The following is a 13,627-nucleotide window of genomic DNA, read 5'->3' on the forward strand; positions in this document are numbered from 1 at the left end:
GCCCGACGGGCGGCGACGACCGTGCCGCGGCGCCGTGGGAGGATCGTGCGGTGACCGACGTGGCGGAGGCGAGCCGTGCCTCCCGGCTGCGATCCGTCCTGGAGGCACGCCCCAGCACGTGGTCCGCTCCCCTCCTGCTGTGGCTGGCATCGCGTGCGTTCAGCACGCTGCTGCTCGGCACGCTCTTCGCGCTCGCGACCGCGAACGGCTGGCCGTTCGCGTCGTACCGGCGCGACCCGTCGTTCTTCAGCTTCTCCGGCTCGTGGGACGCGTCGTTCTACCGCACCATCGCCGAGCACGGCTACCCGGCGACGATCCCGGTCGACGAGGCCGGGCACGTGCTGCCGAACGCATGGGCGTTCCTGCCGGTGTTCCCGTGGGTCGCCCGTGCCGTGGAGCCGCTCGTCGGCGGCTCGTTCTGGGTGGCCGGGGTCCTCGTCGCGACCGCAGCCGGTGCCGGGGCGTGCGTCGTCCTGTACCGGCTCGTCCGGGCCGTCCGCGACGACCGGGCGGCCCGCTGGGCGACGGCGCTGTTCGCCTTCGGGCCGACGGGGTTCCTGCTGCAGGTCGCCTACGCCGAGAGCCTGTTCCTGCTGCTGCTCTTCGGGGCGCTCCTCGCGCTCGTCCGCCGGCGGTACTGGGTGGTCGCGCCCCTCGGGGTCGTCGCGGCGTTCACGAAACCCGGGGTGCTGGCACTCGCCGTCGCCCTCGCGGTGCACCTCGTCGTGCGGTGGGTGCAGGACGGGCCGCGTTTCCGGTGGCGTGACCGGGTCGTCGTCGTGGTGTCCGGGTTGCTCGTCGCGGCGGCGGGGCTGGCGTGGCCGGTGATCGCTTCCGGCGTGACCGGGCGTCCCGACGCGTACCTCGACACCGAGCTGTCGTGGTGGGTCGGGTTCGTGGGCCGCCAGCACTTCGTCCCGTTGACGCCCTGGTTCACCATGGCCGGGACGTGGCTCGGCCCGGCGGGGATCGTGCTCGTGGTGGCGGTGCTCGCCGGGGCCGTCTGGTTCTGGGGGCGGCGGAGCGTGCGGGCGCTGGGCGTCGACGTGTGGTCGTTCACGGCGGCGTACGCGCTGTACCTCGTGGCGGTGTTCCTGCCGCAGCAGTCACTCCCGCGGTTGCTCATGCCGACCGCACCGCTGCTCGGGTCGGGCGTGTTCGTGGGGTCGCGGCGGCGGGCGGTGACGTGGCTCGTCGTCGGGATGGGCCTGCAACCGGTCGCGGTCGTGCTGCTCTGGTTCCTCGGGTACCCCTGACGGCGCAGCGGCGGGCGGGGCGGTGCGGTGCAGGGCGGTGCGGTGCGCAGTGCTGGCTGCGTCCGCACAACCAAAGGCCGTTCGAACCACGCGATTCCCCGGTGCGGATGGACTTTGGTTGTGCGCAGGCACGATGCGCCGCGCGCGGTGGCCGCGGAAGCGCGGCGGGCGCGCGGCGGGCGCATGCCGTGCGGTGCGCAGTGCTGGCTGCGTCCGCACAACCAAAGGCCGTTCGAACCACGCGATTCCCCGGTGCGGACGGACTTTGGTTGTGCGCAGGCACGATGCGCCGCGCGTCGGTCTGCCGACTAGCCGCCGATGAGCCTGCCGTTAGGCGTCGAAGGTGTGGAACCAGGCCGTGCCGCCCGGGTGCTGCACCGTGATCATCTCGTCGAGGTCGCGGTACGGGCCGTCCTGGTTGTGGCTCGCCGACTTGATGCGCACGGTGCCGTCCGGCTCGGTGAAGACCTCCGACACGATCGTGGTGTGGTCCGGCGAGTCGTTGTCGTTCCAGTCGAAGAACACGATGTCGCCGACCCGCACCTTGTCGCGCTCCTCGAGCGATCGCCGGGTGAGCCCGAACTCCGACGCGTGCTCGCTCAGCCACGGGTCCATTGCCGGGCAGTACGTCCACGTGGCGGAGTGCGCGGCCCCGGCGTCGCGGCTGTACCAGTCGTCGCGCTGCTCCCAGCCCCGGGCGACGAGCGTCTGGCTCACGTAGTTGGCGCAGTCGCCACCGATCGGGTTCATCGTGCCGTACTCGGCGAGGTTGTAGTCCTTCCAGTAGCGCATCGCGTACTGGAGCTGCCGGTCGACCGCGGTGAGTGCCGCGTACGCCAGGGAGGTCGTCGCGACCGCCGCGGAGGCGTCCGGCGTCGGCGCGGTCGTGGGCGTCGGCGTTGCACCCGCGGAGTCCTGCGTCGCGCCGGACTGTCCGTCGTTGGCGTTGCTGCCGTTGCCGTCGGAGGACTGGTTCACGGACGGGGACGGCTCGACCGACTCGGTGAACAGTGCAACGTCGGCGTCACCCGCGGTGTACATCGCCTGGTGCGGCGCGGTGAAGGTGACCTTCGTCGCGGTGGCCCGGACGTCGCGTGCTGCGATCCCGCCGACGGTCACGCCCCTGACGGCCGCGAGACCGGCCCCGCTGACCGTCACCGTGACCCCGCCGGCGAGGGGAACCTGCGCCGGCTCGACCCCGGAGGCCTTCGGCTTCGCGGTCGGTGTCGCGGAGCCGCCCGAGCGCCCGGTCGCGGACGGCTTCGCCGGGTCGCCGGACGAGCATGCGGCGACCGCGAGTCCCACACCGGCGACACCGGCGAGCGAGAACAGGGTGCGGCGGGTGTACGAGGCAGTCATGACACCTCCAGGGTAGGCGACACCCCCGACCGACGGCCCGGTGCCCCGCTGCGCGCCCGGCGAACCGGCAGGATCGAGCCAGGAGCAGTCGATCGAGAGGACCCCGCATGCCCGCGAGCCACGACTTCTTCGTCGCCAGCGATCCCGGCACGGCTCGAATCCGGACCGCGGACGCACTCGTCCGTCTGGGCTACGCGGTCGACGGTGCCGAGCAGGGCGGGCTCCGTGCCACGCGCGGGAGCTTGGCGCTCACGCTGCTCCTCCGGGCATGGGCGGGCGGCCGCTCCTTCCACACCCGTCTCGACGTGCAGGTGATGGTGACCCGGGACGGCCGGTCCGTCGTCCGCCTGCTGCAGAGTTCGGGACCCTCGATGGTCACGGGCACGTTGGTCGGGCTGGCGCGGAGCAACCGGGCCTTCACGGAGGCCGCCAACGCGATCCACGCGGTGTTCGCACAGGCCGGGGAGCTCATGGCGAGCATGCCGAGTTGACGCACCGCGCGGGATGACGGACAGCGCGCCGCGCGGGATGACGGACGGGAGGCACGGTGCGGGTCCGCACCGTGCCTCCCGTCCGTCAGCGCGTCAGCTGCAGGAGACGTCCCGGTCGATCGTGCCCGATCCGTAGGCCACCTCGACCTGGACCATGGCGATCTTGCCGCCGGGCAGCGGGGTACCGGAGCACGCCTTCCGCGCCTTCGTGACGGTGCTCTTGCCGATCGCGATCCAGTTCGAACGGCCGTACAGCGGGCTGTTCGACTTCACTGTTCCGGCGATGGTCCGGAACTGCGAGACGGTCGAGTAGAGGCCGATGGTCCGGACGCCGCCAGCCTTGAGACCCGTGATCATGCCCTGCATCGCCGCACGGTTCTGCGCGGTGTCGGACTGGTACGACAGGCCCGTCTCGACGTCGATCCACCACCGGTACGCAGCCGGTCGTCCGGCACCCCGGATGGTCACGTCGTCGTATGCCCGGGCGTAGCCGTACATGTACGAGCAGGCGAGCGTCAGCTGCTTCTTCCCGCTCTTCGTGGCGCACTTCCCGAACGGGTTGGTCGGCGTCGTTCCCTGGTAGGTGTTCGAGGTCGGCCAGACGGAGGCCTTGAGACCGGGGTTCGCGAACAGCACGTACAGCTGCGTCTTCGGCTGCGTAGATCCCCCGACCGACTGCGACGCCCAGTCGAGCTGCTCGGCCAGGCACGGGTTCGTCTGGTTCCCGAGCGACCCGTTCACTCCGACGATCGCGAACGCCTGGTCGGTCGGCACCTGACTGTCGCACTGCGGCCAGGAGATGTCGACGCCCAGCGGGGTCACCGCGGCGGAGGCGGTCCCGGTCGGGCCGGCGACGACGAGCCCGGCGGCGACGGCCACCGCGGCCGCGAGCGTCGCCATGAAGCGGCGTGGACGATTCATGTTCTCCCCCTGGTCTGGCCGGTGACGGCCCTCATCGCGCAGCGGTGCGCACGGGGAGTCTAGGGGCACCCGTTGCACGACGCACCACCCCTGTGGAGAACGACGGACGACCCTCGGCGGGTGGCCGCCCGGCAGCAACGACGAAGGGCCACCCGATCGGGTGGCCCTTCGTGTCTGGTGGAGCTAAGGGGATTCGAACCCCTGACCTTCTCATTGCGAACGAGACGCGCTACCAACTGCGCCATAGCCCCAAGGACTCGACAACCCTAGCACCACGGCCCTCGGGAACAGAAATCCTCCGCGCCGGTCCGGGCGTGCCGCACCGACGTCAGACCGCGCGCCGCCGACGCATGATCGCGTCGAGGTCGGCCTGCTGGTAGTCGTCCTCCGCGATGACGCCCATGCCCGCCCACTTGCTCGGCGGAGCGGGCTCGACGGGCGCGGCCGGGACGGACGCCTCGGATACCGACTCGGCGGAAGCGGAAGCGGAAGCAGAAGCGGAAGCAGGTGCGGGCGCCGGTGCACGGAGCCCCAGACGTTCGGCGAGCCGACCCTGGTCGTGCGAGGACAACGACGCGGCGGCCTCCTCGACGTCGGGGCGCATCCGTGAGACGGTCGCGAGCGACGGGTCGGTCTCCCCCGCACGGATGGCCGCTGCCTCCGCGTCGGCCTCGGCCTTCGCCTCGGCGACACGCTCGCGGAGCCGCGCGGCCAGCGCCGCGGACGACTCCGGGCTCGCCTTCGGCGCGGCCGGGCGCTCGACGTAGAGCGGCTTCGGCACGTGGTTCGGTGTCCAGCCCCGGTCGCGCGCGGCCTCCGCCGGTGCGTCGGTGGGGAGCGGCGGTGCCGGGTCGACCCACGCGGTCGTCGGCCGGGAGGCCCGGCTCGCGTCCGGCACGGCGGCTGCGGCACGCGCCTTCCGTGCTTTCGCGACCTGGTGCAGTTGGGCGAGGACGGCCGCGGACCCACCGGCGGCGACGAGTCCGGCCACGGCGATGAGCCAGAGTGCGGGCGCGGCCACGAGGACCACGAGGGCGACGACCAGCCCGAGCGTGCCGAGCAGCGTCGCGCCGAGTCGGGATCGGCGCATCCGCATCGCGGTGAGTGCCGGGACGCTGGAGGCCCGCTCGAGCACGGGCGCCTGCTCGGCGAGTCGACGCGTGATCTCCCGCTGGCGGGCGGCCTCGTGCGCGCGGACGATCGCGGTGCGCTTGGCCTCCTCGGAGCGGGCGACCCGCTGCGCCTCGGCGAGGGACTTCGCGTTCATCTCGACACGGACCTCTTCCGGCAGCTCGGCAGTCTGCGCGAGGATCCGGAGGGTCTGCTGCAGTCGGATGGCGTTCCGCTCGGTGGCGAGGTACTGCCGTCGCGCCGCCCACGAGGGCATCAGGTAGACGAGCCAGAGCACCGCGGCCAGGAGCAGCACGATGCCGCCGCCCCAGGAGCCGATACCTGCCATGCGCCAACGGTAGGGGCCGCGGAACGCGCGGTCCGTGATTGCCGGACGCGTGTTGCGCGTGTCGTGGCCGAATCCGCCGGGGCCGAGCCGTGCCTCCAGGCCGACCAGACCGGGCTGTGTACCGGCGGCGACCCGATCAGAGGCGGGGTGTGGTGTGGATCGGCATCGCGGCTTCGTCGCGGGCGGCGAGCGGCACGCTGCCGACACCCGGCGGGACGCGTCCCTGGACCCAGCGCTCGAGGACGCCCTCGCGGACCTCCTCGGCGACGAGCGCGAAGCAGAAGTGGTCGCGCCAGTCACCGTTGATGTGGATGTAGCGACGACGGAGCCCCTCGTACCGGAACCCGAGCTTCTCGACGACGCGGAGGCTCGGGGCGTTCTCGGGGCGGATGCAGATCTCGATGCGGTGCACGCCGACCTGCCGGAAGCAGTGGTCGACGGCGAGGGCGACCGAGATCGGGGTGACGTTGTGTCCGGCGGCGTCCTCGACGACCCAGTAGCCGATCGACGCGCTCGCGAGCGACCCGTAGGTGATGCCGGACACGTTGAGCTGGCCGACGAACCGACCGTCGAGCTCCATCGCGAAGGGGAGCCCGAGCCCGGCCCGGGCGTTCGCCTGCAGGGCACGGATGCTGCCGCGGACATCGGTCGAGACGTGACCGGAGGGGTTGGTGGCCTCCCACGTCCGCAGCCAGCCGCGGTTGGAGGCGAGGGCGACGTCGAGGTCACGAGTGTCCCGGAGCCGGAGCGGCCGGATGGTGACCCGCCCGTGGGACAGGGTCGGGATCGTCGTCATCGGTGTGGTTCCTCCGGATGCGCCGAACGGGCCCGGGGGAATCCCCCGGACCCGTTCCGCGACGGGTCGACTATTCGCCCGCGTTGAACTCCTTGAGCCAGGACTTGAGGTCCGGCCCGAGGTCATCGCGGTCCGAGGCGAGCTGCACGATCGCCTTGATGTAGTCGAGTTTGTCACCGGTGTCGTACCGACGTCCACGGAACACGACGCCGTACACGCCGCCCGTCCATTCCTCGGCGCCGGCCATCTTCATGAGGGCGTCGGTGAGCTGGATCTCGCCGCCCTTGCCGGGCTCCTGCTTCTCGAGGACGTCGAAGACCTCGGGGCGGATGACGTAGCGGCCGATGATGGCGAGGTTCGAGGGGGCTTCGCCCTGCGGGGGCTTCTCGACCAGGCCGGTGATCTTCACGACGTCGTCGGTGTCGGTCGGCTCGACCGTCGCGATGCCGTACATGTGGGTCTGCGACTCGGGGACCTCGAGCAGCGCGACGATGGTGGCGTTCTTCTGACCCTGGACCTCGATCATGCGCTTGAGCAGCGGGTCGCGGGCGTCGATGATGTCGTCGCCGAGGAGGACGGCGAACGGCTCACGGCCGACGTGCATCTTGGCGCGGAGCACCGCGTGGCCGAGGCCGAGCGGGTCGCCCTGGCGGACGTAGTGCATGTCGGCGAGGTCCGTGGACTGGTTCACCTTCTGCAGCTTCTCGTGGTCGCCTTTCTTCTTCAGGGTCTCCTCGAGCTCGGCGACGTGGTCGAAGTGGTTCTCGAGCGCGTTCTTGTTGCGGCCCGTGATCATCAGGACGTCGGTCAGCCCGGCGTCGACGGCCTCCTCCACCACGTACTGGATGGCCGGCTTGTCGACGACCGGGAGCATCTCCTTCGGCATCGCCTTGGTGGCGGGGAGGAAGCGCGTGCCCAGGCCGGCGGCGGGGATCACGGCTTTCGAAATCTGGAAGCCCATGCCTGTGAACGTACCGGACGACCCATGGAAGGCACATGTCGTCGCTGTGGAGGACACGGCATCGCGCGCGCCGCGGCGGGAAGCCGCAACGGGGCCCTCGGTAGACTCCCCGGCATGATCCCCGACCGAGGTGTCGAGAAGCGTGCGCTGCGGGCCGAGCTCCGGCAGCGACGGCGCACCAGGACCACCACCGAACGCGACGCCGACAGGGCCGCCCTCACCGGGACGCTCCAGCGCTTCGTGGAGGAACGGCAGGTCGAGTCCATCGCGCTGTACCTCTCCGCCCCCGACGAGCCGGACGTCCGGCCGTTCCTCGACTGGGCGCACGAGCGGGGCATCCGCGTCCTCCTGCCGATCACCCGCGAGGACGGCCTGCTCGACTGGGCGGTCGGCGACGGGGCCTCCGAGCGGGAGGGCCTGTTCGGGATGCCGGAGGTCGTCGGCGAGGTGCTCTCCCCGCTCGCGCTCGGTGACGTCGACGCGATCCTCGCCCCGGCTGCGGCGGTCGGGCGCGACGGCGTCCGGATGGGCTGGGGTCGCGGCTACTACGACAAGACCCTCGGGTCCATGGCGAACCGTCCGCCCGTCTATGCTGTGATCTTCGACGCGGAGTACCTCGAGGAGGTCCCGCGCGAGCCCCACGACGAACCCGTCGACGGCATCATCACGCCGTCGCGCATCATCACCTTCCGGAGCTAGCGTGCCCACCTACTCGTACCGCTGCACCGAGTGCGACAACGCCTTCGACATCAAGCAGTCCTTCTCGGACGACGCCCTCACCGAGTGCCCGGTGTGCGGCGGAGCGCTCCGCAAGGTGTTCTCGCCCGTCGGCGTGACGTTCAACGGCGGCGGGTTCTACCGGACGGACTCGCGGGCGAAGCCTGCGGGCAGTGGCTCCGGCGGCGGTTCGTCCGACTCCGGTTCGTCGTCGTCCGGCTCGTCGTCGTCCGGGTCCTCCGGCTCGTCGTCGTCCGGCTCCTCCGGCTCGTCGTCGTCCGGCTCGTCGTCGAGCGCTCCGGCGAAGTCCGAGTCGAAGAAGCCGGCCGCGTCCTGACGAACGCTCGCCCTCCTCGGTAGCGTTGGGGTCCATCGACCCCGACCCGGAAGGAGGCCCACGTGAAGGGCTTCAAGGAGTTCCTGCTCCGCGGCAACGTCATCGACCTGGCCGTCGCAGTCGTCATCGGCGCCGCGTTCACCGCGATCGTCACCGTCATCGTCAACTCGATCATCAACCCGGCGATCGGCGCGGTGTTCAACGCGTCGAGCCTCGACGACGCGCTCAAGGTCGACATCCCGACCGTGGCCGGGGGCAAGCCGGCGACCCTCCTGTTCGGCGCGGTCATCGGCGCGGTGATCAACTTCGTCATCGTCGCGGCTGTCGTGTACTTCGCGCTCGTCCTCCCGGTGAACCACCTCAAGAAGGTGGCGTTCGAGCGGGTCAAGAAGAACGAGGAGCAGACGCCGCAGGACGTCCCGCCGACGGACGTCGAGGTGCTGCTCGAGATCCGCGACCTGCTCCGTTCCCAGGGCGGTGCCGCGCTGCCGGCCGGCGGCGGAGCCCACGTGGCGCCGTCCGACGCTCCCGAGGGCCAGGGGATCGCCGGCTCGACCAAGCTGTAGCGGGTGCGCCTGCGGAGCACTGCACCGCTCCGCACCGCACCGCACCGCACCGCACAACCAAAGTCCGTCCGAACCACCCTTGCACGTGGTTCGGACGGACTTTGGTTGTGCGCAGACGAACGGCACCGAGGCGCGTACCCGCCCGTCGAGCCGCCTCGCGCCCGCCGCGCGGCGGCTCAGGCTGCGGCGGCCGCGCGGCGCTTCCGGACCATCGCGACGGCGTACTGCGCCCCCGCGAGCACGTGCCCGACGGTCCCGAGGTACACGAACACGAGGGCGACGGTTCGCACCCACGGCGCGTTCTCGTCCACGGTGTGCACCGCCGAGAACAGCAGCACGGGCAGGCCGACGAAGAGCAGCGCCGAGCGGATCTTGCCCGTCCACGTGACGTCGAGGTCCGGGTTGCCGTGGAACAGCACGCTCGAGAGCACGACGAGCACCAGGTCGACCGCGACGACGACGATCACGACGAACAGCGGCAGCAGCCCGGTGAGGACGAGTGCCAGTACGATCGCGATGATCGCGAGCCGGTCGGCGACGGGGTCGATGGCCTTGCCGAGCTTCGAGCCCTGGTCGTAGCGGCGGGCGATGAAGCCGTCCGCCCAGTCGCTCACCCCGATGACGACGAGCGACACGAGGGCCCAGCCGGGGTGACGGGCGACGACGAGCCCGACGAACACCGGGATCAGCAGCAGGCGGAACAGCGTGATGAGGTTCGGCCACGTCTGCCAGTCGGGGCGCTGTCGCGCGGTGTCAGTCATCGCGTGCAAGGCTACCCGGCCTCACCAGTGCGGTGGGACGTCCCGTCGGAGCTGCTCGTCGTTCTCCCCGTCGCGGTGCCGCGCCGGTTCCGGCGGCGCGGCCGGGTCGTAGCCCGGCACCGGCTGGGTGGTGACGCGCCTGCGGCGGCGGGGCGTGCCTCCCGGCTGCTCGTCGGTCGCGTCGTCCGCGGTGGCCGCGGGACGGACGGGAGGCGCGGCAGCCGACACGTCGTCGGCTCGCGTCCACGCCCCCACCAGTTGGTCCGTCCCGGGCGTGACCGGCCCCGCGGGCCGGCTCGCCCGACGGCTCATCGGCGGGCGGGGATCGGTGGGATCGAGATCTCCTGCGTGGCACCGCGGTCGACGCCGAGCACCGCTGCAACGGTGTCGGCCACCCGGTCCGGGTCGGAGAACAGCTGGAACGCGTGCACGCGCACGTAGTGCCACCCGAGCCGCCGGAGCACCTCGGGCCGGAGCCGCAGCGACTCGCGCAGCGAGCCCTTCACGAGCGATGCGTCGGTCTCGATGGTGACGCACACCCCGCCGTGGGCCGCGACGAGCCCGAGCTTGCCGCGGTGGCCGAGCGCGACCGGGATGCCGCGCATCTCGAGCCGGCGGGCGAGGTCCACGAGCAGCGGGTCGGAGTCGTCCGGCACGTACTCGGCGCTGGTGCGGGCACGCACCTCGGCGAGGATCTCCGCGAGCGCGACGGTGCCGTGGCCCATCCGCTCGGCCTCGATGTCCGACGGCTGGAAGCACGTGACGATGACCATCGATCGGCGGGCGCGGGTCATCGCGACCGCGAGCAGGCGCTCCCCGCCGGGCTTCCCGAGCGGACCGAAGTCGCGGAGGACACGACCGTGCGGGGTCCGGCCGTAGCCGATCGAGAAGACCACCCGGTCGCGGCTCTGCGCGACCGACTGCTCGAGGGTGGCGACGATGAACGGCTCGGCGCGGTCGCCGATGACGAACTCGGTGAGGTCCTTGTGCCCCTGGGCCGCGGTGAGCACGGCCTGCTCGACGCGGACGGCGTGCTTCGCGGACGCGGTGATGACCATGAGCGACTCGGTGGGGCGGGTGCGCGCGTGCTCCATGACGAGCCGCACGACGCGGTCCACTTCGGCGTCGACGCTCTCGACGGCGCCGGAGTCGGGGTCCGGCACGGCCTTGCCGTCGCTCACGTAGTCGAGCGCGATCGATCCGTGCCCGAGGAACGAACCGGCCCAGGGCAGCGACTCGATCCTGCCGCCGTAGAAGCGGCGGTTCACGAGCTCGGCGAGGTCCTCGCCACCGGCCCGGTACGAGCGGGTGAGCGACAGCGTCGGCAGGAGGGTCGACAGCTTCGCCAGCGCCGAGTCGGCGTGGAAGGCATCGAGGGTCTGCTCGTCGACCTGGAGCGCACGGTGGTCGGGGTCCACGGCGATCCGGAACGGCGAGGGGGTCTGCGTCACCGGGTCACCGAACACGACCGTCTGGCGGGCACGGCGGACCGCACCGACCGTCTCGGCGATCGTCACCGCACCGGCGTCGACGAGGATCACCGTGTCGAACGGCATCGTGTCGGCGATCTCGGCTACCTCGTACGGGCTCGCGAGCCACACGGGCGCGATCGACCGGGACAGGTGCGGGGCCGAGTCCTGCAGCAGCCGCGAGGTGATCGCGCCGTCCTTGAGCTGCGTCTTCAGCGCGCTGGCCTCGTCCGGCCAGTCGACGAGTCCGACCTTCCAGTTCTCGGCGAGCTGCCACGCGAGGCCCTGCGAGACGCCGGCCGCGTGGGCGTCGTCGACGAGTCGGAAGTCGGCCTCCACCCGGTCGAGCATGTCGGTGTTCGCGCCGAGGAGCGCCCGGTCCGACTCGAGCATCGACTCGAGGGCGGACTGCCACCACGCGAGCTCCAGCTCGGCGGGCACCTGGGTGTCCGGCACGTGCCGGTTCGCGAGGTCGGTGATGAGCGGCTCGAGCTGCAGGTCGCGGAGTGTCTGCATGAGCTCGGTCCGCTCCTGCAGGTTGTGCAGGACGTCGGACTCGGCGGCGAGCTCGTGGACCGTCGGGACGAGCTGGTCGACCGGGAGGTTCGCGAGCTGGTCCTCGCGGGCGGTGCGCCCCAGGGGCTCGTCGAGGCGCGCGAGGTCCTCGACCACGTTCGAGAAGAGCACCTGCACGTCGGCGATGCCCGTAGGCACCTCGGGGTTCACGCCGGCCGCGACGTACCGCTGCCAGAGGACGCGCTGCTGCTGCACGCGGGTCAGGGCCTCGTGCAGGTCGGACACGTGCACGCCCGGGCGGACGTACTCGCGCGCGAGCTTCTTCAGGCGCCGGCGGTTGGTCGACGACATGGGTGCGCCCTCGCCGCGCGGGGCGGTCGCGGCGACGAGCTCGGACACCGAGCGGTCGAAGACGACGGGCAGGAAGCGGTCGAGGGTGTCCCGGATCTCGGTGAGCAGGCGGAGGTAGATGCCCAGCTCGTTGATCGTCGTGAACTGCCGCATGTGGGTGGTCGCGACGAGGTCGTGCGCGCGGCGGAGCAGCGTCGGCAGGCCGTCGGTGTCGAGGTCCTTCGCGGTCTTGTGCGCCCGCTGCGCACCGTCGCTCGAGGCGAACTTCGCGCCGTACCAGGGCGAGTCGTCGGGGCCGTAGCGGAACTCGCCCAGGTTCGCCGCGCTGACCATGGTCTCGGCGACGCGGGAGCGCCCCTCCACCATCGACGCGACCGACGCCTTCGACAGCCTGGCGGTCGTCGACGGCGGCACCGGCAGGAGCGAGAGTCGCGAGAGCTCGACCAGGCAGTCGAGCACGGACACCCGGAACGACGGGTCGACGCGCGTGAGCGCACCGCGGTAGTCGATGAGGACCTTGCGGAGCCGGACGAGCGCGTCGTCGACCTCGCGGAGGTTCGGGCGCTGGGCCTTCTCGTTGCGCGCGATGCCCCGGACGACGTCGCGGCGCAGCGTCGCCGGCGTGACCGCGACCCCGGGCAGCTGCACCTCGCCGAAGCGGGCGGCGATCCCGCGCAGGGTCGCGCGGCGCGGGCTCACCACGAGCACGCGCTTGTTCGCGGCGACGAGGCCGCCGAGCGCGTTGACGATCGTCTGCGTGCCACCGGTGCCCGGCAGGGTCTTCACCACGATCGAGTTGCCGGCCGTGATCTGGGCGATCACGTTCTCCTGCTCGTCGTCGGCGTCGAGGAGGAGGGTGTCCGTCTCGGGGCTGCGCTCGTCGGACGGCGTCTGCTCGACCGGCCGGTAGGACTGCTCGACCTGCCACTTCGCGCTCGGGTTGCCGGCGAGGGCGTCGAGCACCGGGTGCGACAGGTCGCCGGTGTCCTCGACCATGCCGGTGGCGACCTCGGCGAACGTCGACACGACGAGCCGGGCGTGCACGGAGAAGCCCGGGATGTGCGCAGTCAGGCCGCGGAGCCGGTCGATGACGGGGTTCGGCGTGAACGAGCCGTCCTGCTGCGCCAGCGCCACGAAGGACTGCGCATCGAGGATGACGCCGTACTGCTCGTGGAGCGCGTCGGCCAGGCCCGGGTTGAGCACGGGCTCACCGAGCAGCCGGACCTCGAAGTCGCGCCCGTGACGGCGGATCGCGAGCGGTCGGAGCAGCACCGGACCGCGGAACTGCTCGTCGCCGTGCTTCCAGTCGGCCATGCCGATGCCGAGCTTCACGGCGTCGATGCCGCGCACCGTCGCGAGCTCGGTGCCCTTCGCCTCGACGTGCGCGGCGGCGATGCGGGCTGCGCGGAGGGCGACCTCGTCGCGGATCAGGCTCGACAGGAGGGTCGTCTTGCCCGTGATGAACTGTGCGAGACCGCCCGGGTGCGTCGTCGACAGCTCGATGCGTGCGCGCGGGTGGTCGGAGAAGTGCGTGAGCGGGCTGGTCCCGCCGACCCCGGTGAGCTGCTTCCGCCACGCGTCCCACGCGGGCTCCGCCGCGTTGCCGGCCTGGAGGCGCGGATCGCCGAGACTGATCGCCTGCGGGCTCGTGAGCTGCAGTTCCGGTC

12 protein-coding genes and 1 tRNA gene are annotated in these 13,627 nt (G+C 71.8%); 5 read left to right on the forward strand and 8 right to left on the reverse strand.

Annotated features, from left to right (window positions below; genetic code table 11):
- The first annotated feature begins 50 nt into the window (after positions 1-50).
- Positions 51-1,256, forward strand: coding sequence for a mannosyltransferase family protein (locus IEY20_RS09135; protein WP_175327330.1), 1,206 nt, complete (start codon positions 51-53; stop codon positions 1,254-1,256).
- A gap of 330 nt (positions 1,257-1,586) precedes the next feature.
- Here IEY20_RS09135 and IEY20_RS09140 read toward each other — a convergent pair whose 3' ends face one another.
- On the reverse strand, positions 1,587-2,615 hold the full coding sequence (locus tag IEY20_RS09140; RefSeq protein ID WP_022903513.1) for an amidase domain-containing protein: 1,029 nt from the start codon (positions 2,613-2,615) through the stop codon (positions 1,587-1,589).
- A gap of 107 nt (positions 2,616-2,722) precedes the next feature.
- Between IEY20_RS09140 and IEY20_RS09145 the strand changes: the two genes are divergently transcribed.
- Entirely contained in the window at positions 2,723-3,106 is a 384-nt protein-coding gene (locus IEY20_RS09145) for a hypothetical protein (protein ID WP_175327331.1), read from the forward strand.
- 93 nt (positions 3,107-3,199) lie between these two features.
- Here IEY20_RS09145 and IEY20_RS09150 read toward each other — a convergent pair whose 3' ends face one another.
- From IEY20_RS09150 to galU, 5 genes are all read right to left on the reverse strand, one after another.
- Positions 3,200-4,027 carry a hypothetical protein gene (locus IEY20_RS09150; protein ID WP_031273398.1) on the reverse strand — a complete coding sequence of 276 codons (828 nt, stop codon included), beginning with the start codon at positions 4,025-4,027 and terminating at the stop codon, positions 3,200-3,202.
- Between the two features lie 175 nt (positions 4,028-4,202).
- Positions 4,203-4,278, reverse strand: a tRNA-Ala gene (locus IEY20_RS09155).
- A 77-nt stretch (positions 4,279-4,355) separates the two neighbouring features.
- Positions 4,356-5,486, reverse strand: coding sequence for a hypothetical protein (locus IEY20_RS09160; protein ID WP_188889077.1), 1,131 nt, complete (start codon positions 5,484-5,486; stop codon positions 4,356-4,358).
- Positions 5,487-5,622: 136 nt separating this feature from the next.
- Positions 5,623-6,282: a GNAT family N-acetyltransferase gene (locus tag IEY20_RS09165; RefSeq protein ID WP_175327333.1), complete on the reverse strand. Its 660-nt coding sequence runs from the start codon at positions 6,280-6,282 to the stop codon at positions 5,623-5,625.
- A gap of 70 nt (positions 6,283-6,352) precedes the next feature.
- A complete protein-coding gene (gene galU / locus IEY20_RS09170) occupies positions 6,353-7,243 on the reverse strand; it encodes a UTP--glucose-1-phosphate uridylyltransferase GalU (protein ID WP_031273395.1) in 891 nt (296 codons plus the stop codon).
- Between the two features lie 114 nt (positions 7,244-7,357).
- On the opposite strand from galU, the gene IEY20_RS09175 reads away from it, so the two are divergent.
- The 3 genes from IEY20_RS09175 to mscL all read left to right on the forward strand — a co-directional run bounded on the left by IEY20_RS09175 (position 7,358) and on the right by mscL (position 8,863).
- Positions 7,358-7,942, forward strand: coding sequence for a 5-formyltetrahydrofolate cyclo-ligase (locus IEY20_RS09175; protein WP_175327334.1), 585 nt, complete (start codon positions 7,358-7,360; stop codon positions 7,940-7,942).
- A 1-nt stretch (position 7,943) separates the two neighbouring features.
- Positions 7,944-8,297, forward strand: a complete 354-nt coding sequence (locus tag IEY20_RS09180; RefSeq protein ID WP_175327335.1) for an FmdB family zinc ribbon protein — start codon at positions 7,944-7,946, stop codon at positions 8,295-8,297.
- A gap of 62 nt (positions 8,298-8,359) precedes the next feature.
- Positions 8,360-8,863: a large conductance mechanosensitive channel protein MscL gene (gene mscL, locus IEY20_RS09185; RefSeq protein ID WP_188889079.1), complete on the forward strand. Its 504-nt coding sequence runs from the start codon at positions 8,360-8,362 to the stop codon at positions 8,861-8,863.
- Between the two features lie 176 nt (positions 8,864-9,039).
- On the opposite strand, the gene IEY20_RS09190 is transcribed toward mscL, so the two are convergent.
- Both IEY20_RS09190 and IEY20_RS09195 read right to left on the reverse strand, forming a co-directional pair.
- Positions 9,040-9,624, reverse strand: a complete 585-nt coding sequence (locus IEY20_RS09190) for a CDP-alcohol phosphatidyltransferase family protein (protein WP_022903507.1) — start codon at positions 9,622-9,624, stop codon at positions 9,040-9,042.
- Between the two features lie 308 nt (positions 9,625-9,932).
- Positions 9,933-13,619: an ATPase AAA gene (locus IEY20_RS09195; protein ID WP_042726587.1), complete on the reverse strand. Its 3,687-nt coding sequence runs from the start codon at positions 13,617-13,619 to the stop codon at positions 9,933-9,935.
- Between the last annotated feature and the right edge of the window lie 8 nt (positions 13,620-13,627).

The sequence above is a fragment of the Curtobacterium luteum genome (genome assembly GCF_014646995.1).
GTDB classification, from domain to species: domain Bacteria; phylum Actinomycetota; class Actinomycetes; order Actinomycetales; family Microbacteriaceae; genus Curtobacterium; species Curtobacterium luteum.